Raw genomic sequence first — 21,736 nt, forward strand, 5'->3', positions numbered from 1 at the left:
GTTCTGTTTATGTATGGCATTATCAGTAAAGAAGTTCTGAGTAAACACGTTGACGTTGAATACCGCTTCTCTGCCGAACCTTATATTAGTGCCGCATGCAGTCATGTCTCAGTTTTATCTATATGAAAACGCCTGCGGGCGCAGAAAACACTCTAAGGAATTTTGCAAATGGCAAAGATTAAAGGTCAAGTTAAGTGGTTCAACGAGTCTAAAGGTTTTGGCTTCATTACTCCTGCTGACGGCAGCAAAGATGTATTCGTACACTTCTCTGCAATCCAGGGTAATGGCTTCAAAACTCTGGCTGAAGGCCAGAACGTTGAGTTCGAAATTCAGGACGGCCAGAAAGGCCCAGCGGCTGTTAACGTAACCGCTATCTGATTCGACAATCACTGATCTTGCGGCGCTGCTGCGCATCATTATCAGACATAAAGCCTCGCAAATGCGGGGCTTTATCATTTCCAGCCCTCTCATACCTGCCGCTTCACCTTTCTCCCTCGCCTGAATAGCGGTACACTTTCGCCCTTTACGATTATGCCGGAGTTGTTATGTCCTACAGTTGTCCGCTCTGCCACGCGCCGCTAACGCGCAGCGGCAATAGTTACCTTTGCCCACAGCGTCATCAGTTTGACCAGGCGAAAGAGGGCTACGTGAATCTCCTGCCGGTACAGCATAAACGTTCTCGCGATCCGGGTGATAGCGCGGAAATGATGCAGGCTCGTCGCGCATTTCTGGATGCCGGGCACTACCTGGCATTGCGTGACGCCGTCAGCACAAAGTTAATCGCCATTAAACCCAACGCTTTACTGGACATTGGCTGCGGGGAAGGGTACTACACGCACGCCTTTGCGGCTGTCGCGAAAGAAACCTGGGGGCTGGACGTCTCGAAAACGGCCGTGCGCTACGGCGCAAAGCGCTATCCGCAGGTAAACTTTTGCGTGGCGTCCAGCCAGCGTTTGCCTTTCGACGATGCCAGTATGGACGCTGTGGTGCGTATTTATGCCCCCTGTAATCCAGCGGAACTCAAGCGCGTGGTCAAACCGGGCGGCTGGGTGATTACCGTGACGCCAGGGCCTCGCCATCTGCTCGAAATGAAGGGACTCATCTACCACGAAGTGCAGCTGCATGCGCCGCATTCCGAAGTGATTGACGGCTTTACGCTACAAAGCCACGACGAGCTAGCCTATCCGATGCAGTTAAGTGGTGAAGAAGCGGTGACGCTTTTGCAGATGACGCCATTTGCGTGGCGAGCGAAGCCAGAGGTGTGGGAGACATTGAAGCAGAGTGAACGGTTTGATTGCCAGACGGATTTCGCGATTCACGCCTGGCAAAGAGAGAGCGATTAACCCATATAGTGCGCGTAGAGGATCTGCGCGCCAATGGCAATCAACACGATCCCACCGAGAATTTCAGCCCGTTTCCCGAGCAGCGGGCCAATAAAGCGGCCAACCATCATTCCCAGCGTCGACATAATGAAGGTTGCACAGCCAATCGCGAAAGCGGTAGCCAGAATATTGACCTGCAGGAACGCCAGGCCTACACCAACCGCCATCGCATCCAGGCTGGTGGCAATGGCTGTCGTCACCAGTAGCCAGAAGCCGTGGCGACGCGGAGCCTCTTTATCTTCTTCCGCGTCATCACCGCGAAAACCTTCAATAACCATTCGTCCACCCAGGAATACCAGCAGGGCGAAGGCAACCCAGTGGCTCCATGCCATCACAAACTGGCTGGCGAGCATGCCCAAACCCCAACCGATCAACGGTGTGAGCATTTCGATGACACCAAAAATCAGGCCGGTGCGCAGGGCTTCAGAGAATTTAGGTTTGTGTAGCGTCGCGCCTTTACCGATTGATGCAGCGAAAGCATCCATCGACATACCAAAGGCAAGGAGGATCGTAGCGGTTAAATTCATGAAGATGTCCAGACCGGGAAGTTTCCATATGACACATTACTGCCCCCAGTAATCAGCAGTGAATGCGTCTATGGTCTCGCTTGACTACAGTGTGTAATCCGTACGCACCACGTTTTTCAACGAGTATGTTGACACGTACATTTCCAAGGGATGGAAATCAGCTACTCCCCAACGACGGGCGCAACCTTAACATATTTTTAGAATATAAAACAACAATTGCTATTGCTTATTTAATTTTTTGATGATAACGATTTTCATTTAGATTTGTTGCGTAATCAAGACGTTAATAAATATCGATGGATTTGGCAGGGTAAACATAGCCAACGCTATATTCGATCTGCTGTTAAATAACGCAGATATAGCGATGGCTATATTTTAACTCATTGAGAATTAACGAGAAGTTTATAGATCTTCTCCAGGTCGTCAATATTTTTGACGCGGACAAGAAGGCGGCGCTTTTCTAATTGCATGACCAGTACACCATCTTCCGATAAATTCATTTTCTGAATGCGGATATATTTTATCCATGCATTTGCAAAGAAGAAGCCTTCGGTTTTAAAGATAATTTTCGGGCTGCGGATCCAGAACAGATAAAAGCCCATTAATGCCAGTGCACATAATAACCATGTGGTAATGAGCGCGCCGTGGCTGGTCACATTGTTGTACACCAGGATGACAATCAGCACGACGAAGATAACGCTGTCTACGCGGCCGGGGCGTAAGAGAGGAACGGCGAGCAGGGTGGCGCCATGACGGCGGGGCATGATGAACTGATCGTAAATGGCAAAAGCCAGCAGCGCGATGATGAAAAGGACCAGTACCAGATCCGTGATGGACATTAAGCCTCCAAATAAAAAAACCGGGGGCAGGGCCCCCGGCGTACAGCAGATATTACAGACCCAGCAGGCCGATTGCGTAACCCACGATACCGATGACGAAGAAGCCAACGATGATCCACAGGGCGTTCACTTTCTTACGCAGAAGCCACATGCAGGCGAAGGTCAGCAGCAGAGGCACCAGACCCGGCATCAGCTGGTCAAGGATAGTCTGCACGGTGGTCACACGCGTTTGGCCATCCTGGCCGGTGATGGTCGAAACCACCAGTGGGATGTTCACGTGCGTCCATTTGTTTACCAGGGCCCCCATGACAAACAGGCCGAGGATAGACGCCCCCTCAGTCAGTTTCTGCAGGAAGCCGCCGCCCATATCGGAAACGATATCGATCCCTTTACGGTAGCCGTAAGCAACGCCGTAGTAACGGGTCGCCAGACGAACCAGGTTAAACAGGATGAAGAACAGCAGTGGCCCAAGCAGGCTGCCGCTCATCGCGATACCGGCCCCCAGCGCCGCGAAGACCGGACGTACGGTACCCCAGAAGATTGGGTCACCCACGCCTGCCAGCGGGCCCATCAGACCAACTTTGATACCGTTGATAGCACCATCGTCAATCTCTGCGCCGTTTGCACGCTGTTCTTCCATCGCCAGCGTAACGCCCAGAACTGGAGCCGCTACGTAAGGATGGGTGTTAAAGAATTCCAGGTGACGCTTGATAGCCTGTTTACGCGCATCGTTGTTCTCAGGATACAGACGACGAATCGCCGGAACCATAGAGAAGCAGAAGCCCAGCGCCTGCATACGTTCGAAGTTCCATGAACCCTGGAACAGGTTTGAACGAAGGAACACGCCACGGATATCGCCCGGAGTGAGTTTTTTCTCGGTGGTAGTTTTAGTCACATCAACCATTTCGCTCACCTGTTAGTCCAATTCGTTATCAAGATCGTTAGAACCAGCCGCTTGAGCAGGTGCACCTGCAGCACGGTTGTATTTCGGGCTCAGCTGGATGTAAAGGATGGCCATTACGGCACCAATCACGCCCAGAGCAACCAGGTTGAAGTTAGTGAATGCCGCAGTGACGAAGCCGAGGTAGAAGAACGGCATCAGGTAGCCTGCGCGCATCATGTTGATGACCATCGCGTAACCTACGACTACGATCATGCCACCGGCGATGTTCAGACCGCTGGTTACCACTTCCGGAATGGCGTTCAGCATGCTTTGAACTTCGCTGGTACCCACGGAAACCGCAACGATAACGGCTGGGATTGCAATACGCATCGCCTGCAGGAACAGAGAGGACACGTGAATCCAGGACAGCGCCGTCAGGTTTCCGCTTTCCGCTGCTTTATCCGCTGCGTGCTGGAATGCCACGGTGATGGTACGAACGATGATGGTCAGAACCTGACCTGCTGCTGCCAGAGGGATAGCCAGGGCGATACCTGCACCGATACCCTGATGGCCGGCAATGACCAGAATGGTAGAAATAATGGACGCGAGTGCGGCATCAGGCGCAACCGCTGCACCGATGTTCATCCAACCCAGAGCGATCATTTCCAGGGTACCACCGATGATAATACCGGTTTTCATATCCCCGAGAACGATACCGATCAGCGTACAGGCGACCAGCGGACGGTGGAACTGAAATTCATCGAGTATTGATTCCATACCTGCAATACATGCGACGATGAACACCAGCACAATCTGAAGAGTGGTAATCTCCATTGTACTTCTCCTATTGCTTATTCAGACTTAAGTGTGAAGGCTAAAACGTTGCCAAAGCGTTTATTTCGGCACTTTGGCAATCAGATCCATCATTTTCAGTTTCTGGTCGGTGGAAACCTTACGGACTTCCAGCTCGATGCCACGTGCGTTCAGTTTGTTAAAGGCCTCAATATCTTTCTCGTCAACGGATACCGCGTTGTTTACCTGGGTTTTACCCTGGCGGAACGCCATACCGCCCACGTTGACTGAGGTCACTTTCACGCCGCCTTCCACGATACGTTCAACGTCGGTTGGGTTAGTGAAGAGAAGCATCACACGTTCACCCGCATATTTCGGGTTGTTGTAGACGCGGATCATTTTAGCGACATCGACAACGTGTGCCGTGACGCCAGGAGGTGCAACCTGAGTCAGCAACGTTTTACGCACGTTATCAGCGGCGACTTCATCGCTAACAACAATAATGCGCGACACGTTGGTCTCTTTGGTCCAGCGGGTAGCAACCTGGCCGTGGATTAAACGGTCATCAATACGCGCCAGACCGATTTGCATATAATCGTTCGGGCCCATTGGTTTCGCAGGTGCTGCAGCTTTCGGCTTAACCGGTGCGGGAGCCGCTTTTTCAACCGGTTTGGCTTTCAGCGCTTTCACGCCTTCGCTACCGGTTTCAACAGCTAACGCCACCAGCTCATCAAAGCTTGGGTTATCATCACGAGCCATAAAGGTCTCAACCAGCATCGGTACGTTGACGCCAGCGATCACTTCGTAGTTTTCTTTATCAACCACAATGCGGCTTGCCGCGTTGAATGGGCTACCGCCCCAGGTGTCTACAAGGAACAACACGCCTTTGCTGGTATCAAGCTTAGCCAGCTCAGCGGTGTATTTTTCGATTAACGTTTCTGCATTCTCGCCAGGCACGAAATCGATCCAGCCAACATTTTCCTGCTCGCCTAACAGCATCTCTGCCGTCTTCAGCAGTTGCTCTGCTGCCCAACCATGTGTGCCTATTACAATAGCAATCGTCACTTGCTACCTCCTTTTATTATCGTGAGTACCAGTAGGGCTGATACTATTTGAGCCGATGCCGTTACCGAATCGATTCAGACAAGGGTTAGAGAGATAAACCAATAGTTACCGAGAATTATTTTAGACAGTGAAAGAATAATTAATGTGATGAAGATCCGTAATTTAGTTAATGGGTCGCAATTATTTTGCGGCGTAAAAAATAGACTCACATTTTGCAAAGACTGGTAAATCTTTGCCAAATTCTCTTTTAATTTTGCTATGTTAATGTTTCGTTTAATTACACAGGAGTATAGGGCATCAGCCCGTAGTATGGATCGTCACCGACGCCTTTTCGCAACCGCTCGCTTATGCGGCACTTTCTCCGGCCATACGCGCCAACTTTTTGTATCCTCAGGTATCGTCTCGCTTAAACATGACATAGCGATGACCCGTCTTGTCTCTCGTTGGAGTGGTTTATGGAACTGTTAATGGATCCGTCAATCTGGGCGGGATTATTGACGCTTGTGGTGCTGGAAATTGTTCTGGGTATTGATAACCTGGTGTTTATCGCCATCCTTGCCGATAAGTTGCCGCCAAAACAACGTGATAAAGCCCGTCTCATCGGTCTCTCGCTGGCGCTGATCATGCGACTGGGTTTGCTCTCCGTGATTTCGTGGATGGTTACGCTTACCGCGCCGCTGTTCACCGTGTGGGGGCAGACGTTCTCCGGGCGTGACATGATCATGCTGGTTGGTGGTCTGTTCCTGCTGTTTAAAGCGACGACCGAGCTCCATGAGCGATTAGAAAACCGTCAGCACGACTCCGGTCACGGCAAAGGCTATTCCAGCTTCTGGGTTGTCGTTGCGCAAATCGTGGTGCTGGATGCGGTCTTCTCGCTCGATGCGGTGATTACCGCTGTCGGCATGGTGGAGCATCTGTGGGTAATGATGGCGGCGGTGGTTATCGCCATGGGCGTGATGCTGTTGGCTTCTAAGCCGTTGACCAACTTCGTCAACCAGCACCCAACCGTGGTGGTGCTGTGTCTGAGCTTCCTGCTGATGATTGGTCTGAGCCTGGTGGCCGAAGGCTTTGGTTTCCATATTCCAAAAGGTTACCTGTACGCTGCGATTGGCTTCTCGGTTCTGATTGAACTGTTTAACCAGATTGCGCGCCGAAACTTTATTCGCCACCAGTCAACGCAACCGCTGCGTGCCCGCACCGCTGATGCCATTCTGCGTCTGATGGGCAATCGCAAACCGGCGACCGTGGTGAGCGAAGAGGGCAATAAACCGACGGTACCGGTGCCAGAAGGCGCGTTCGTTGAAGAAGAACGCTACATGATTAATGGCGTACTGACGCTGGCCTCTCGTTCGTTGCGCAGCATTATGACGCCGCGTAATGAAATTAGCTGGGTTGATGCCTGTCTGAGCACAGAAGAAATTCGTGAACAGCTGTTGTCTTCTCCGCACAGCCTGTTCCCGGTGTGTCGGGGCGAGCTGGATGAGATTGTCGGGATTGTACGGGCCAAAGAGCTGCTGGTGGCGCTTGAAGCGGGTGAAGATGTACTGGCAATCGCCTCGGCTTCGCCGGCGATCATCGTGCCGGATACGTTGGATCCTATCAATTTGCTGGGCGTACTTCGCCGGGCGCGCGGTAGCTTCGTGATGGTCACCAACGAATTCGGGATGGTGCAGGGGCTGGTGACGCCGCTGGACGTACTGGAAGCGATTGCCGGTGAATTCCCGGATGCTGACGAAACGCCAGAAATTGTAGCCGACGGCGACGGCTGGCTGGTGAAAGGTTCCACCGACCTGCACGCGCTGCAGCAGACGCTGGGGCTGGAAAACCTGGTCGATGAAGACAATGACTATGCGACGGTTGCCGGCCTGGTGATTGCGGTTAACGGCCAAATCCCGCATGCGGGTGAAATGGTTGAACTGCCATCGATACAAATTACCGTTACCGAAGCCAATAACTATCGTGTGGATCAGGTGCGGGTGGTGAAGTTAACCTCCCCGCACGATGAAGAAGAGTAACGCCAGTGAGCGACCCGGAGGAGGCATGCATAGCTGACTCCGGGTTGTTAAGGGAAGCACGGACTCTACTGTGCCTGTGCTTCCTGCTCTGCCATCCAGCGCGGAAAATCCTCAAGCAGTATCGGTTCTGCAAACAAATACCCCTGCAGTAAATAGACGCCTTGACGCTGGAGATAGCTGGCCTGTTCGTCCGTCTCAACCCCTTCCGCAATGAGTTCAATGTTCAGACGCTGACCCAGCGCGATGATCATATCGGTGACAGTTGAGTTCACGGCATCCGTACCTATTGCTTCCGTGAATGATTTGTCGATTTTGAGGACATCCGGGTGCAGCATCTCCAGCCATGAAAGCGAACTGTTGCCGGTGCCAAAATCGTCTATCGCCAGCTTAATTTGGCGATTGCCCAGTTCGCTACGCACCTCATAGTTGACGTCGTGCAGCGCTTCACGTTCGGTGAGCTCAACCGTCAATTGCTGGATCGGCTTTACGCTAAACCAGTTTTGTTCTAAATCCTTCAGCAGCAGCCCATCCTTAAAGTGCGGCGCGGCAATGTTAATACCTATCTGAAATTCAGGATCTTGCGGGAAGAGATGGAGTTTTTTCGCCGTTTCGCTAATGACATAGCGGGTGAGGGGGATAATCAGGTTTTGCATTTCGGCAATGGGAATAAACACATCCGGATCTACCCAGCCCACGCGCGGATTGTTCCATCTCAGCAGAATTTCAACCCCGGTGCAGCGCTGCACGCGGGCATCCATTTGCGGTTGGCAGTACAGGCTGAACTCTTTCCCGGCAATACCCATATTGATTTCACGCGAGAAACTCAGCCGTCCCGCGGTGGCCAGCCAGGCAATCCAGGTAAACAGGACGCTCATGATGATCGCCAGCGGCAGCTCAGAATAGAGATTATTGAAGGTCAGCCGTTCGGAGCCCGGGCCTAACGCGCTAATACTGAAAGGGAATTGAGAAGATTTAAGGGTATATGAACTGCTGTCGGAATTGACCAAATGCGGGGTAATGCCCGTCTCATGCTGAAAATAATGGTTGCCCACGTTCAGGCTCATGTGGCTAATCAGCGGCGGAGAGGACTCAAGAATAATATTGCTGACTAAATCAATGTTGATAGAGGCCAAAACGCCGTCCTGACCGTCCGCCGAGGCGGGAAACCATTGGATAAGGATTGGTGTGCCTTTAATCAACGAGTGGTCGATGGTTAATTCCAGCACCGCCTGGGGGTTAGGCAATCGCGCCTGAAGCGAATGGATGGGCACATTGCGGGCACCCAGCGCACTGGAGCAGTAAAGCTGGCCTGATTTAATCAACGCGATGGAGCGGACGGTTTGCAGCTCAACGGCCACCTTACGCAACTGCAGATGAATGGCCTCGCAGGGCTGACCTACCAGTGCCAGCATCGCATGGCGTTGGGTTTGCAGCGGCTGCAGAATCTTATTTAACCGCTCGACCGAATGGCGGGTGAGCGTATCTATCTGTTTGTGATTTACGCTACGCTGTGAAATAAATCGCGTCCCGAGGGTGAGCACAAAAGCACATACCGCGACGGTCACACATACGGCGATTCGCTTACGTAGATACTTCCTGATAATCCATTGTGCGGTTTGCATGTCCGATGCCCGGTGCGGATATATTGATAAAGAAAATACCAGTGACGTCAGAGCAAGTGTAGTGGGAAGCGAAAAATGTGAGAAAAAAGAGGCAAATAAATCACCCACCCGTATTAGGGGTGGGTGAAACGTCGTACTAGTCGCACTGAACCTTAATCGCCAGACCGCCGCGTGATGTCTCACGGTATTTGGCGTTCATGTCTTTACCGGTTTCGTACATGGTCTCGATCACTTTATCCAGAGAGACGCGCGGCTCGCTGGTACGGCGCATTGCCATCCGCGAGGCGTTAATCGCTTTGACCGAGGCAATGGCGTTACGTTCGATGCAAGGCACCTGAACCTGTCCGGCGACCGGGTCACAGGTCAGCCCCAGGTTATGCTCCATGCCAATTTCAGCCGCCACGCATACTTGTTCAGGGCTTGCGCCCAGCAGTTCGGCCAGACCGGCCGCCGCCATTGAACAGGCTACGCCCACTTCACCCTGACAGCCCACTTCGGCACCTGAAATCGAGGCGTTCATTTTATACAGTGCGCCAATCGCGCCGGAGGCGAGGAAGTAGCGAATATAAATTTCCGGGGTCACCGGTTCGATAAAGTGATCGTAGTAGGCGAGTACCGCTGGAACGATCCCACATGCGCCGTTGGTTGGCGCCGTGACGACGCGGCCCCCGGCGGCGTTTTCTTCGTTAACGGCCAGCGCGAACATATTGACCCAATCGACCACGTTCATCGGATCGTGAGACAGCTTATCGCTGGCAACCAGCAGACGACGCAGCGCGGAGGCGCGGCGAGGCACGCGCAGAGGCCCCGGCAGAATCCCTTCGGTGTTCATTCCGCGATCGATACAAGCGCGCATGGTTTGCCACACGTTGGCGAAATAGTCTTCAATTTCTTGTTTACTGTGCAGCGCCAGCTCATTTTGCATCACCATGCCGGAGACAGACAGACCGGTCTGCTGGCAATAGCCCAGCAGCTCCGTGGCGGAGGCGAACGGATATGGCACCTGCACCGCATTGCTGGCTTCTTTGCCAAAATGCTCTTCATCAACGATAAAACCGCCGCCGATGGAGTAGTAGGTTTTGCTATAGACCAGCGTTTCACCAGCCCAGGCGTGGATCTGCATGGCGTTCTCGTGCAGCGAGAGGTTCTCGCTGCGGAAGCGCATCCCATCATTTGCTGGGAAATCGACTTCCACACGGCCCTGCGCCAGCAGCAGGCGTCCGCGGGTTTCCACATCGCGAATAAACGCCGGAATAGCATCAATATCTACGGTATCCGGCTGGTTACCCGCCAGACCCATGATGATCGCGATATCGGTATGGTGGCCTTTACCGGTGAGGGACAGTGAACCGTAGACGTCAACGGCAACGCGCGTCACGTCATCAATCAGTCCCTTTTCGACCAGGTCATCGACGAACTGTTTGCCAGCCTTCATCGGCCCTACAGTATGGGAAGATGAGGGGCCAATCCCCACCTTAAACATGTCGAATATACTAATCACTTTAACACTCCTGACAGGGTTGCCGCGTTGTTGCGGCAACGATGTAATAACTGCGCATAGTGTATGAGGGAACCCGGAACTCAGCTTAACTATTCACATGAATTTAACTAATGAATAGCCCCGATTTTACTAATACTGAGCGCCGGATTGAATGATAAGTATAGTCAGGGTTTCAGGCCCACTTGTAGCGCCAGTTCACGAATGATGCCAGCGGTCATGCCCCAGACAAAATAGTGCTGATACCACGATAGCCAGACGCGGTGAGAATCTCCGCGGCGATGGATATCCAGCGGGTGATAGCGGCCTAAGCGCAGCGCTTCAGCCAGCGGCATCTCAAACACCGAGGCGACTTCATCTTCACTGGCGTGATAGTGCAGATCCGGCGGGATAACGCCCAGCACCGGGGTCACCTGAAAACCGGTCACGCTGTCCACCGGAGGCAGGACGCCAATAATATCCACGCACTCCGGCGGTATGGCCACTTCTTCCTGTGCTTCACGCAGCGCGGCGGCGATCAGCGAGGCATCGCTGCTGTCCACCGCGCCGCCGGGAAAGGCTACCTGGCCGGGATGTTTGCGCAAACGCGCAGAGCGCTGCGTCAGTAGCAGGCCGGGCTGCGGACGACGCACAATGGGCACCAGCACCGCCGCCTGGCGGGCATTTAACGCCGCGCGGCTGGTTTGCGGGCGCAGCAGCTGAAAGCGGGAGAGGAAATCATCCAGATTCAGCGCGTTGACATCCATGGTTATGACTCCAGTTGCGATAAGATACGATTAACTTTATCAAATGTTTCCTGATATTCCGCCCCTTCCTCGCTATCAGCAACCAGCCCGCCGCCTGCCGAGCAGTACAGCGTGCCTTGCGTTGCGGTAACGGTGCGGATAGTAATGCTGGTGTCCATATTACCGCAGGCGCTGAGATAGCCAATGCTGCCGCACCACGCATTACGACGATGCGGTTCCAGCTCATCAATAATCTCCATGGCCCGTACTTTGGGTGCGCCGGTAATCGAGCCGCCGGGAAACGCAGCGCGCAGCAGATCGGTGGCGTGTAGCGTGGCTGGCAACGTGGCGGTTATGGTACTCACCAGATGGTGAACCGCTGGGAACGGCTCGACAACAAAAAGCTCCGGCACCCGCACGCTGCCCGGTACCGCTACGCGGCCAATATCGTTGCGCATCAGGTCAACAATCATCAGGTTTTCTGCACGATCCTTCGCAGAATTCGCCAGTCGCTTGGCCTGTTTGGCATCGGCCAGCGGATCGTCCAGACGCGGCAATGTCCCCTTGATAGGGCGAGTCTGGATGTGTCCTTGCTCAAGCTGAATAAAACGTTCGGGAGACAGGCTCAGGATTGCGCTGTCGTCGAGCCGTAAGAAGGCACTAAACGGCGCGCGGTTGCTGCGGTTTAGGCGAACAAACGCTTGCCACTCATCGCCACGATAGCGAGCCTGAAAACGCTGGGCCAGATTGACCTGGTAACAGTCGCCGCTTTGCAGATAGGCCTGCACCTGGCGGAATTTCTCTCCGTACTGTTCACGGCTCATATTGGATTGCCAGCGTGATGACAGCGCAAATGGCTCGCCGTCGGCTGGGCGTTGCTGTTCAAGCCAGGCCAGACGCGCCTGAATATCGCCGTAGCTCAGCAGCGTGACGGTCTGGCGGTGATGGTCGACGATCAGCGCCCAGTCATAAATGCCAACGGCCATGTCCGGCACCGTCAGATCGTTTTGCGCCTGCTGGGGTAAGGATTCAAACCGACGGCCAAGATCGTAACCGAACAGCCCCACGGCTCCGCCGATAAACGGCAGCTCCGGCAGCGAAGCGTTGCTGAATGCGCAGTTGGCTAGCGCTTGGTGCAATAGCGTTAGCGGATCGTCAGTTGAGGGGGTGACCGTGCCGTCGGCGTTCCTGATCTCGCTGGTCTCCCCGCGGGTGACTAACGTGATACGCGGCTCGGCAACCACAATATCGTAACGGCTGTGCGGATGATTGGCGTAGCCTGAATGCAGCATCATGGCCCATGGCGAGGCGCTTAACGGGGCAAAATAATATTCTGCAGCGTCCTGTCGCCAGGGAAGCGTCATGGTTGAAGGGGGTAACATTGTTATTCTGTCCAGCCTGTTCTGCGCTGCCTATGGCGAATAATCGGGCAGCATGGGATAATAAGCGCCCACAATGTAGCAGGAGTCAATGATGTTTGCAGGATTACCTTCATTAAGCCATGAACAGCAGCAGAAAGCCGTTGAACGTATTCAGGAGCTGATGTCTCAGGGCATGGCGAGCGGTCAGGCAATTGCGCTGGTGGCTGAAGAGCTGCGCGCGAACCATAAAGGCGAGCGAATCGTTGCCCGTTTTGAGGACGAAGACGAGGACGAGTAAGCCAATGGCGTCCTTCCTAAAACCCCTGCTGCTGGTATTGGCGACAACGCCTCTACTGGCGGCAGCCGGTTCCTCCTGTCAGCTTACCGATCCCGGCCTGACGCTGCAAAGCTATCGCGCCGACCCTCAACATGAACGTATCGCCATGTACTGGCGCCAGTCTAATGGTAAAGACTATGGCTCATTGCGCGCGCTGCTCGCCGATATCAACGGCGACGGGCGCGTACGAATGGCGATGAATGGCGGTATTTACGACAAAGCCTATGCACCGCTCGGCCTGTATATTGAGAAGGGGCAGCAAAAAGTTGCCGTGAACCGATCGTCAGGCGGCGGTAATTTCTTTATTAAACCCGGCGGTGTGTTTTATCTGCGCGGCCAGAAGGCGGGGATCATCAGCCTTGATAAGCTGAAATCGACCAACGGGATGGACTATGCGGTACAGTCCGGCCCGATGCTGATTGAAAATGGCGTCATTAACTGGCGGCTTAAACCATCCGCCAGCTCGCGTAAGCTGCGTAATGGCGTGGGGATTACAACCCAGGGGAAAGTGGTGTTCATGCTAAGCGACCGCGAAACCAACTTTTATGATTTCGCCTGCTATGCCAAAACGCGACTCAACGTGCGCCAGATGCTCTATCTCGATGGCACTATTTCGAAAATGTACCAGCAGGGGAGCAGTATTCCCTGGCAGTACCATCCTTTTGTGTCGATGATCACCGTCGAAAAACGTTAAAAACGCCTTCCGTTTCCGGAAGGCGGTCTGTTAGTTAATCACATCCGGTCGTTGCTCAGGGTCATCGTATAAGGTCACATGGCACACGTTTTCGCCGCGCCAGAACGAAATTTGCGTGCCAATCGGCGTATGATGGACGCTCACTTCGGTTAAGGGCGCCGACTTCGCCAGATCCCATAGACAGACAAAACGCGCCTGCGGCAGATGGTTGCGCAACACCAGATAGCTGAGGTTGCTTATCGCTGGGTTATCTGGTGCCAGCCCTTGCCACAGTTCACCATCGCCCGCCAGCCATAGCGCGACCGTCTCTTCACCCTGGGTAAAATGGCGCGGCTGACAGCCGTGAAGCGGCGTCATGGTCGAGTTTTCCATATGGCGCAGCGGGCCGCTAAGTGAGAAGGGTAGCGCGCTACCGCTTTGATCCAGCGCCTGCGCCGCCAGGTGCAGCGTCCAGTCAAGCTGTTGACGATGCGGGTTGGCAACCGTCGACAGATCGATAAGCACATCATCGAGCCACAGCAGCCTGCGGCGGAAACGAATCTCCTGCCAGGACTGTTCATCCCATTCGACCCGCGTATGGCTATTCAACTGCGGCGCCGGTTTACGCCAGTCTACCTCGGTATCAAGCCATAGGTAGTCATCCCCCATATGCCAGCCTAGCACTTCAGGATTGGCGGGTGGTTGATTGCTTTGGTTGACCGTCAGCGTGTTATGGGTGGCGCTGTTTTTGTAGTAGTCATAGTGCATTTTGGCACCATAGCCGGTGGTCCCCAGATCCGGAAGTAGCCAGCCGTCGCGTTGCCACAGCATCAGCCCCAGCCTATCGTAGTGATCGTGCTCGCCGCCCCAGGGGCTGTGTTTAATCAGCAGCGCCTGCTGTTGCTGCGGTTTACGCCAAAGCGTGATCCCAGCGCCCGGTGCAAACAGCGACTGCTGAGGGATCAGCTCCACTGGGGTTTCTGGCAGCGGCTGGTCGCGCCAGAGCAGCGTTTCGCGTTCATCTGGCTGCGTCTTGGTAAACTGCAACACGGCGGCGTACAGCGGGTCGCGCCAGATAAACCAGGCAAATTCGTACAGATCCCGGTGATGCAGTTTTTCCTGCCCGGCGAGGCAGTCGTTGAGACGCGGGAAGGTACCGTCCGGCAGCAGCAAGGAGAGCGGGAAGCTCAGCATCGGCCGATACCATGGGCCGTCAATCAGACTCCAGCGGGTGCCGCGCGCCAGCTTCTCAAAGGCAAAGAAGCCCTGCAGCGCGTAATAGTGGTAGTGCACCGATCCTTCGAACCACAGTCCTTCCGCCAGAAGACCATTCTCCAACTGCCAGCGCAGGCCGTACGGCTGATTGACGGCAAATTCCAGTAGTGCCTCATCTTCCAGTACAAAACCGAGTATCCCAAGTGCCGCGCTGATTTTTACCTCATGGTTGTGGATCTGCGGGCTGCGATGCTGACGCAAAAAGTCGGCGGCGCAGCGCAACAGGTTGTCGCAAATGTGCTGTTGCTCGGCCAGGGTTAATCCATCTTGAATAAAGTCATAGCCAAGCGCCATATCCAGAATACAGTTGGCTTCGCACAGCGTCTGCGCATTCATTTTCCCCGGCCCGTTGTGCGGAATATCGCCATGAACTTCATAACCCGGGTAGACGTCGGCATAGCCCAGCAACAACGTCCGTACCCTATCGCGATACGCCGTTTCACCGGTCAGTTGCCATAGCAGCCCCAACTGCTGGCAAGTGCTGGCGTTGCGACCATTCATTTCGCGCCACCAGGCGCCATCCCACGGCTCGCCGCGAAATATTTCGCCGTCTACCGGGCAGGCGTGCTGATGGGGCGAGTTGGCCTCCCAGGTTAGCCGCACGCCATGATGCGGACAAAAATAGTAGAGATTCCAGCTGGCAATTCCGGTCTGCGGGATGCAAACCTCGGCATCCAGCATCGGTTGTGCATTCTTCACGAGCTGTGCAATCAGACCGTTATTGCCGGCTGCACGTCTGGCAATGTCGGGCCATAGCCCAGAAAATTGTTTCATCAGTGGTTATCCTTGACCTCTGCTGATGCGGAAAGTGGAGCGATGAGCGTGGTGATATCGTCAGGATATTTTGCGCGCAGCCACTGGGCCTTTTCACGGAACAGGGGATCCTCCGGCCAGGCGTGCGCGGCGGTGGCGATATTTCGCAGCGCTTTCTTATCATCCATTTTGTCGAGATCTTTCCACGGCCACGGCGTGTCGCTGTTAATGAATCCGGCGATATAGTGATAGCCTTTGCGCAGACTGTGGTCGTCGAGCGTGAAGTTCCAGATATCGACACCGACTTTTTCGCCGAGGCGGCCCAGTCGGTTGTAGGCTTCAAGATTGAAATTGCTGTAGTGCCACGGGCGGGTACGCTCAAGTTCCGCTATTTGCCGCCCCTCGATATCAAACTGCCCGGCGATGCGGCGCAGTTGGGTAACGTATAAGCGCTTTTTCGCTTCCTCGGTTTTACCGCTAAACAGCGCAAAGGTCGCGGCCTGCATATCGAAATAGGTGCCGTGGTTGTTGTGCCAGTTTTCCTCTTCAAAACCGTTCTGGCTGGTGGTCATCCAGTGATAAAACTCGCCGAACCACTGTTTGAGCTCGGCCACCTCGTTATCACTCAGTTTTCCGGAATCTTGCAGCAGGGCGATAGCGTCCACCACCTCGACCAGCGCACGGCTGTCGATAATGCCGATGCCGCGGCCGGTATTGATGCCGGGGATGGCCTGGGCGTGTTGCAGATTAGGCGTCATACGGGTTTGCGGATTTAGGAACCAGCTTTTTAGCTGTTCAACGGCCTTTTGCGCATAGCGGCTATCCTGCGAAAAATACCAGGCAAGGGCCAGCGTGGAGACGTCGTTACTCATCTTGACCAGGCGATTTTTATCGGTGGCATCGCTATTGGCATCCGGGTTGGTTTGCCCATCTTTGCGGATGTAAGGCAGCCCATCTTTGGTGTCCGGGTTTGGCCACCAGTATGGCGGGAAGCTGTAATAATCATGTTTATTACCGCTGGCGGCGACCAGCGTTTTATCCATCACGGAAAACAGCGGGTGATTCAACGCCAGGTCCGCTTTTTTTAGCAGTGCACTTTGTGCCTGGACGAACAACGGCTCTTTGGCCGCGATTTGCTGGCGGCTAAACGCCAAATCCTTGCCATCCAGCGTATAAGGCTCGGCAGCGTACAGCGACGTACTTAAGCCAGAACACAGGAGCGCAAGGCCTAATAATCCCCGGCGAGGTATTGAGTTCATAGTGATAACCCTTCTGCAAATATGAGAAAAGATAACAACAGAATTATACCTGTCGCGTATTTAAGATACGTGAAAGGCAGGCGGTTTAATTAAAAATAAAGCGTTTTTAAATAGGATGGCGTGCAGTGTAAAAGACAAAGTGATTTTTTTTGTGATGCTCATCATATTTAGGGTGATGGTTAAAAAATAACGTTTTTAATGCAGTCTGAATCACATAAATCAGCGTTTTTCTATTTTTGTTTAGTTTTTCAACGAAATGGTTAAAATCATATCTTGTTGATATTTATTAGTATTATTTTTATGTCACTTATTTTGTCACTTTCGTGTGTGATCTGATTCAACTTTTTTGTTTTTGAAATGGGATTTCTTTTTTGTGTGGTTGTATTGAAAAATATAATTCTATTTAATGTTTGAAAATAGATTTTTACGCATCTCGTATTAATACCCAAATGCTTTTTTTCTGACTTTAAAATGCATTTGTTGCGAATTTAATTACCTTTGTGCCCTACAATAAAGGATATGCGATCATGTCTGCGAATAAATTACGTTCAATATTACTTCTTACCGCTCTGGGACTTGGCGTTGGGCAAAGCTACGCCGCCACAACCCTTAACGTCTGGATCCGCGCAAGCAACGACTCCAAGAATATCTACAAGCAAGAGGCGGAGAAGTTTGAAGAAAAAACCGGTATCAAAATTGAGTATTTCAACGCCACCACCGATTTTGAACAGCGTCTGGCGCGCGCCACTGCCGGGAACGCGCTGCCGGACCTGATCTTTAACGATGCGGCATCGCTGGGGCAGTTTATCCAGCTAGGTATTGCGGAGGAGATCGATCCGAAAACAATAAACGGCGGCGATAGCCTGTATCCCACTGCGTGGAACAGCACCCGTTATATTGATGGCAAATACTACGGTGTGCCAACTTCGGCACAGACCTTTGCGCTGTTTGTCCGTAAAGACTGGCGTGAAAAGCTGGGCCTGCCATTGCCAAAGAGCTGGGACGATATTCAGACCCTGGCGAAGGCCTTCACTACCCAGGATCCGGACGGTAACGGTAAAAACGACACCTACGGCTTTATCGTTCCTGCCTCAACCACTCGCGGCTATGCCAGCTGGTTTATGAGTAGCTTTATCTGGCAGGCGGGCGGTGATTTCGTGAAAGACAATAACGGTAAATTCAGCGCTTCCCTTGATACGCCTGAAGTCGCTCAGGCGATGACCTTTATGCGTACCATGATGTGCGAAAAAGTGACCCAGCCGGGCGCGATTAACGCCACCACCGCCGACGTTATCCCATCCTTCCGTTCCGGTCAGAGCGGCATGTTCTTCAGCGGTCCCTACCATATTGCCCTGTTTGATAAAGACCCAGGCAAAGACAATTTTGAAGTTGTGCCGGTTGTCGGGCCAAAAGGGGAGGCCACTCTCGCTGAAGGGACCACGGTCTTTATGATGAAGAGCAGCAAACAGAAAGAAGAAGCACGTAAATTCATCGAATTCATGATTTCTCAGGAAGGCCAGGAAATCGGCATGGGCAAAGGCAGCCAGCATATTCCCGTCGTGCGTTTGCCGGTCAACAAAAATGTCGATGTGAAAGCCGTTTATCAGGATGCTCGCTGGGAAACTTTTGCGCGCCTGTATAACGAAGAGGGCCGCTACGTTCCGCAGATCCCTAATTGGACGCCGGTTCGTCAGGTAGCCGCCGATGGCTTCAACCGTATTTTCGCCGACTGTAACAGCGATATTCGCGCTGAGCTGAAGGTTATCGATGGCAAGGTGAATGCCGAGCTGGAAAAACAAAATGTGCTGGCTAAGTGAGGAATTGAGTTATGACGCTGCATGAGACGAAGTCCTCGCCGCTAAAGCAAGCCGCTTCGCCTGACGCTACCGGATGGCTGACGTCAAAACGTAAACGAGCGCTAATTCCGTGGCTGTTTCTCGCCCCGGCGCTGATTATCTTTAGCTGGTTTAAGTTCATCCCGATGATTCAGGGGTTGGTGATGAGCTTCTACAAGGTCAACTTTAATCAGCCCAACGAGTGGGTCGGCTTCGCCAACTTTAGCCGCGCATTTGCCGATGTTGAACTGCATGCGGCGGTGGTTAACACCTTGCTGTACGTGCTGGTCACGATGTTTGCCGCGGCGATTCTGGCATTTTTCCTCGCGATGCTGCTGGAAGGCCCGGCGCGCCATCTGCGCTTTATTCGTACCGCGATCTTTTTACCGGCGGTTACCAGCGCGGCCATCGTCGCGGAAATGTGGCGCATTCTGTTTAACCCAACGCCGAACGGGGTGATGAACCACATTCTGAGCTGGTTTGGCGTGGCCGATCAGGGCTTTCTTGCCAGCTCCGATCAGGCGCTATGGGTCATCATGCTGCTGCATATCTGGAAGGCGGTGCCGTACAACATGGTGATTTTCATCGCCGGTCTGGCAGGGATCAGCCGCGACTTGTACGACGCTTCGAACGTGGACGGGGCGAACTGGTGGAACCGTCTGCGCTACGTCACGCTGCCAGGGATGATCCCGGCGCTGTCGGTGGTACTGATGCTCTCCTTTATTCGTGGGTTCCGCGTGTTTGCGGAAGTGTACGCCACCACCGGCGGGGGGCCATCTAACTCCACCGAAATGGTCATGACCCACATCTATAAACTTGGTTTTGAGCAGTTTGATTATGGCTACGCGTCGGCGGTGTCGTTCCTGCTATTCACCTTCACGGTGATCTTAACCATCTGCCATTTGACGCTGAAAAAACGTATCGCACGTTACTAAGGAGCCGTGATGTTAAGTAAACGTTGGGATACCGCAGGACGCTGGTGCATTTACGCGCTGCTGCTGATTGTCTTTGTGGGACCGTTCTGGGGCATCGTCGCCACCGCCTTTAGCGGTGCACCGGTTAAACCGGGCGAACTGTTGGCTTGGCCAAATCAGTTCTCGTTTGAAAACTTCATCTTCGCCTGGATGGATATCGGCGTTTGGCAGTACCTGCTGAACTCGATTCTGGTGGTGTTCTTCGGCACTGTGCTGCAGGTGTCGGTGAGCGCGCTGGCGGCCTATGCGTTGGCACGCAAAAAGTTCCGCGGCGTCGCGCTGGTGAGCCTCATCATTCTCTCCACCATGATGCTGCCGGAAGAAGTTATCGCCATTCCGCTGTACATGATTATCAACTGGCGGCTGCCGTTTATCGACGCCTCACTTTATAACAGCTACCTCGGGATGATTCTGCCGGTTGTAGGCTGGGCGTTCTCCATCTTCGTATTGACCGAATTTATGTCGGCCATCCCGAAAGAGCTGGAAGAGGCGGCGCGCATTGACGGCGCGAACGAATGGCAGATTTTCTTCCACGTTATTCTGCCGCTGGTGAAACCGGCGCTCGGTACGGTGGTGACGTTCGGCTTCATTATGATTTGGGACCAGTACCTGTTGCCGCTGATTGTGGTGAACCAGGACAGTCTGAATACCATTCCGGTGATCCTCGGCACGTTGCGTACCGATGAGAGTATCACCCCGAACATTTTTATCGCCATTACGCTACTGGCGATGCTGCCAAGCATCATCGTCTATCTGGGTCTGCAAAAACATTTCAATCGCGGGATTATGTCCGGCGCGGTCAAAGGATAAGGAGTTACCGATGGGATCTGTTGTACTGAATAGCGTGCGTAAGTCTTATGGTGATGCGCACGTCATTAAAGATGTGTCGCTGACTATCCCGGACGGTGAGTTCTGCGTCCTTGTTGGCCCCAGCGGCTGCGGCAAATCCACGCTGCTGCGCATGATTGCCGGGCTGGAGGAGATCTCCGGCGGTGAAGTGCACATTAATGAACGCAATGTCACCGAAGTGGAACCAAAGCTGCGTGATATCGCCATGGTGTTCCAGAGCTATGCGCTCTACCCGCAGATGACGGTGCGCGAAAACATGGGCTTTGCGCTAAAGATGGCGCGTTTGCCGAAAAGCGATATTAATCAGAAGGTCAACGAAGCCGCGGCGCTGCTGGGGCTGGAACCGCTGTTAGAGCGCCTGCCGAAAGATCTCTCCGGCGGTCAGCGTCAGCGTGTGGCGATGGGGCGCGCCATTGTGCGTAAGCCGCAGGTCTTCCTGTTTGATGAACCACTGTCGAACCTGGATGCCAAGCTGCGTACTCAGGTGCGCGGTGAAATTCGCGAACTGCATCGCCGGTTAAAAACCACCTCGGTGTACGTTACCCACGATCAGATTGAAGCGATGACCATGGGGCAGATGATTGTGGTGCTGCGTGACGGACGCATCGAGCAGGCGGGAACTCCGCTGGAGCTGTATGACCAGCCCGCGAATCTGTTTGTTGCCGGCTTTATCGGCTCACCGGAAATTAACCAGTTGCCGGGGGAAGTGGTGCTGAACGGCAGCGTGACCAGCCTGCGTCTGAAAGATGGTTCGCTGCTGGCGTTGCCGGCTGGCATGCAGGTGAAAAATGGTCAGCAGGTGGTGTACGCCATCCGCCCGGAACAGGTCAACGTGGTGCACGAAGCGCGCGATGACGCGCTGGCCGCGAAGGTCACCGCGGTAGAGAATACCGGTTCGGATATGCAGCTGTTCTGCGATACCGGCGGCGGGGCGTTTACTTCCGTGTTTAAGCAGCGTTTACCGGTCAAAGAAGGTGACAACATCTGGCTGCAGCCGAAGCTTTCCGGCGTGCATCTTTTCGATGCGCAAAGCGGCGTACGTATTGCCTGTGGGGAGGAAAATTAAGGTGGC

21 protein-coding genes and 1 riboswitch are annotated in these 21,736 nt (G+C 53.6%); of the genes, 10 read left to right on the forward strand and 11 right to left on the reverse strand.

The window, feature by feature from the left end; all coding sequences use genetic code 11:
• Nucleotides 1-9: 9 nt before the first annotated feature.
• The 3 genes from KCR01S_RS23975 to rlmA all read left to right on the forward strand — a co-directional run bounded on the left by KCR01S_RS23975 (nt 10) and on the right by rlmA (nt 1,343).
• On the forward strand, nt 10-126 hold the full coding sequence (locus tag KCR01S_RS23975) for a DUF2627 domain-containing protein (RefSeq protein ID WP_072277114.1): 117 nt from the start codon (nt 10-12) through the stop codon (nt 124-126).
• A 42-nt stretch (nt 127-168) separates the two neighbouring features.
• Complete coding sequence (gene cspE / locus KCR01S_RS05980) at nt 169-378, forward strand: transcription antiterminator/RNA stability regulator CspE (RefSeq protein WP_001062678.1); 210 nt, start codon at nt 169-171, stop codon at nt 376-378.
• A gap of 167 nt (nt 379-545) precedes the next feature.
• Nucleotides 546-1,343, forward strand: a complete 798-nt coding sequence (rlmA, locus tag KCR01S_RS05985) for a 23S rRNA (guanine(745)-N(1))-methyltransferase (protein ID WP_061281038.1) — start codon at nt 546-548, stop codon at nt 1,341-1,343.
• Here rlmA and mntP read toward each other — a convergent pair.
• The 5 genes from mntP to manX all read right to left on the reverse strand — a co-directional run bounded on the left by mntP (nt 1,340) and on the right by manX (nt 5,488).
• Complete coding sequence (gene mntP, locus KCR01S_RS05990; protein ID WP_061281040.1) at nt 1,340-1,909, reverse strand: manganese efflux pump MntP; 570 nt, start codon at nt 1,907-1,909, stop codon at nt 1,340-1,342. The genes rlmA and mntP overlap by 4 nt on opposite strands.
• Nucleotide 1,910: 1 nt before the next feature.
• A riboswitch (yybP-ykoY riboswitch) is annotated at nt 1,911-2,091 on the reverse strand.
• A gap of 198 nt (nt 2,092-2,289) precedes the next feature.
• Nucleotides 2,290-2,748, reverse strand: coding sequence for a DUF986 family protein (locus KCR01S_RS05995; protein WP_061281043.1), 459 nt, complete (start codon nt 2,746-2,748; stop codon nt 2,290-2,292).
• A gap of 52 nt (nt 2,749-2,800) precedes the next feature.
• Nucleotides 2,801-3,652, reverse strand: a complete 852-nt coding sequence (locus KCR01S_RS06000) for a PTS mannose transporter subunit IID (protein WP_052285627.1) — start codon at nt 3,650-3,652, stop codon at nt 2,801-2,803.
• Nucleotides 3,653-3,664: 12 nt separating this feature from the next.
• Entirely contained in the window at nt 3,665-4,465 is an 801-nt protein-coding gene (gene manY, locus KCR01S_RS06005; RefSeq protein ID WP_061281045.1) for a PTS mannose transporter subunit IIC, read from the reverse strand.
• A gap of 60 nt (nt 4,466-4,525) precedes the next feature.
• Nucleotides 4,526-5,488, reverse strand: coding sequence for a PTS mannose transporter subunit IIAB (manX, locus tag KCR01S_RS06010; RefSeq protein ID WP_061281049.1), 963 nt, complete (start codon nt 5,486-5,488; stop codon nt 4,526-4,528).
• Nucleotides 5,489-5,943: 455 nt separating this feature from the next.
• Here manX and yoaE point away from each other — a divergent pair, with 455 nt between their 5' ends.
• A complete protein-coding gene (yoaE, locus tag KCR01S_RS06015; protein WP_061281052.1) occupies nt 5,944-7,503 on the forward strand; it encodes a CNNM family cation transport protein YoaE in 1,560 nt (519 codons plus the stop codon).
• Nucleotides 7,504-7,568: 65 nt separating this feature from the next.
• Here yoaE and KCR01S_RS06020 read toward each other — a convergent pair whose 3' ends face one another.
• The 4 genes from KCR01S_RS06020 to pabB all read right to left on the reverse strand — a co-directional run bounded on the left by KCR01S_RS06020 (nt 7,569) and on the right by pabB (nt 12,730).
• Nucleotides 7,569-9,125: an EAL domain-containing protein gene (locus KCR01S_RS06020; protein ID WP_061281055.1), complete on the reverse strand. Its 1,557-nt coding sequence runs from the start codon at nt 9,123-9,125 to the stop codon at nt 7,569-7,571.
• 136 nt (nt 9,126-9,261) lie between these two features.
• Nucleotides 9,262-10,626: an L-serine ammonia-lyase gene (sdaA, locus tag KCR01S_RS06025; RefSeq protein WP_061281058.1), complete on the reverse strand. Its 1,365-nt coding sequence runs from the start codon at nt 10,624-10,626 to the stop codon at nt 9,262-9,264.
• Between the two features lie 164 nt (nt 10,627-10,790).
• Complete coding sequence (locus KCR01S_RS06030) at nt 10,791-11,369, reverse strand: CoA pyrophosphatase (protein ID WP_052285621.1); 579 nt, start codon at nt 11,367-11,369, stop codon at nt 10,791-10,793.
• Nucleotides 11,370-11,371: 2 nt separating this feature from the next.
• Nucleotides 11,372-12,730: an aminodeoxychorismate synthase component 1 gene (gene pabB / locus KCR01S_RS06035; RefSeq protein ID WP_061281060.1), complete on the reverse strand. Its 1,359-nt coding sequence runs from the start codon at nt 12,728-12,730 to the stop codon at nt 11,372-11,374.
• 91 nt (nt 12,731-12,821) lie between these two features.
• On the opposite strand from pabB, the gene KCR01S_RS06040 reads away from it, so the two are divergent.
• Complete coding sequence (locus KCR01S_RS06040) at nt 12,822-13,007, forward strand: YoaH family protein (protein WP_061281063.1); 186 nt, start codon at nt 12,822-12,824, stop codon at nt 13,005-13,007.
• A gap of 4 nt (nt 13,008-13,011) precedes the next feature.
• The gene (locus KCR01S_RS06045; RefSeq protein ID WP_061281067.1) at nt 13,012-13,740 is read left to right on the forward strand and encodes a phosphodiester glycosidase family protein; all 729 of its coding nucleotides are present in this window, start codon (nt 13,012-13,014) and stop codon (nt 13,738-13,740) included.
• Between the two features lie 30 nt (nt 13,741-13,770).
• Here KCR01S_RS06045 and KCR01S_RS06050 read toward each other — a convergent pair whose 3' ends face one another.
• Nucleotides 13,771-15,768 carry a heparinase II/III domain-containing protein gene (locus tag KCR01S_RS06050; protein WP_061281070.1) on the reverse strand — a complete coding sequence of 666 codons (1,998 nt, stop codon included), beginning with the start codon at nt 15,766-15,768 and terminating at the stop codon, nt 13,771-13,773.
• Complete coding sequence (locus KCR01S_RS06055) at nt 15,768-17,006, reverse strand: alginate lyase family protein (RefSeq protein WP_061281073.1); 1,239 nt, start codon at nt 17,004-17,006, stop codon at nt 15,768-15,770. Before KCR01S_RS06055 ends, KCR01S_RS06050 begins: the two co-directional genes overlap by 1 nt.
• A gap of 527 nt (nt 17,007-17,533) precedes the next feature.
• Here KCR01S_RS06055 and KCR01S_RS06060 point away from each other — a divergent pair.
• From KCR01S_RS06060 to KCR01S_RS06075, 4 genes are read left to right on the forward strand one after another with little or no spacing between them, the layout of a single operon-like run.
• Nucleotides 17,534-18,823 (forward strand): ABC transporter substrate-binding protein, encoded by a 1,290-nt coding sequence (locus tag KCR01S_RS06060; protein WP_061281076.1) that lies wholly within the window; start codon nt 17,534-17,536, stop codon nt 18,821-18,823.
• A gap of 11 nt (nt 18,824-18,834) precedes the next feature.
• On the forward strand, nt 18,835-19,776 hold the full coding sequence (locus KCR01S_RS06065) for a carbohydrate ABC transporter permease (protein WP_082767944.1): 942 nt from the start codon (nt 18,835-18,837) through the stop codon (nt 19,774-19,776).
• A 9-nt stretch (nt 19,777-19,785) separates the two neighbouring features.
• Nucleotides 19,786-20,625, forward strand: coding sequence for a carbohydrate ABC transporter permease (locus tag KCR01S_RS06070; protein ID WP_061281078.1), 840 nt, complete (start codon nt 19,786-19,788; stop codon nt 20,623-20,625).
• Between the two features lie 10 nt (nt 20,626-20,635).
• Nucleotides 20,636-21,730 carry an ABC transporter ATP-binding protein gene (locus KCR01S_RS06075; RefSeq protein ID WP_061281081.1) on the forward strand — a complete coding sequence of 365 codons (1,095 nt, stop codon included), beginning with the start codon at nt 20,636-20,638 and terminating at the stop codon, nt 21,728-21,730.
• Nucleotides 21,731-21,736 lie beyond the last annotated feature (6 nt).

It is taken from the genome of Kluyvera cryocrescens NBRC 102467 (assembly GCF_001571285.1).
Taxonomy (GTDB): Bacteria; Pseudomonadota; Gammaproteobacteria; order Enterobacterales; family Enterobacteriaceae; genus Kluyvera; species Kluyvera cryocrescens.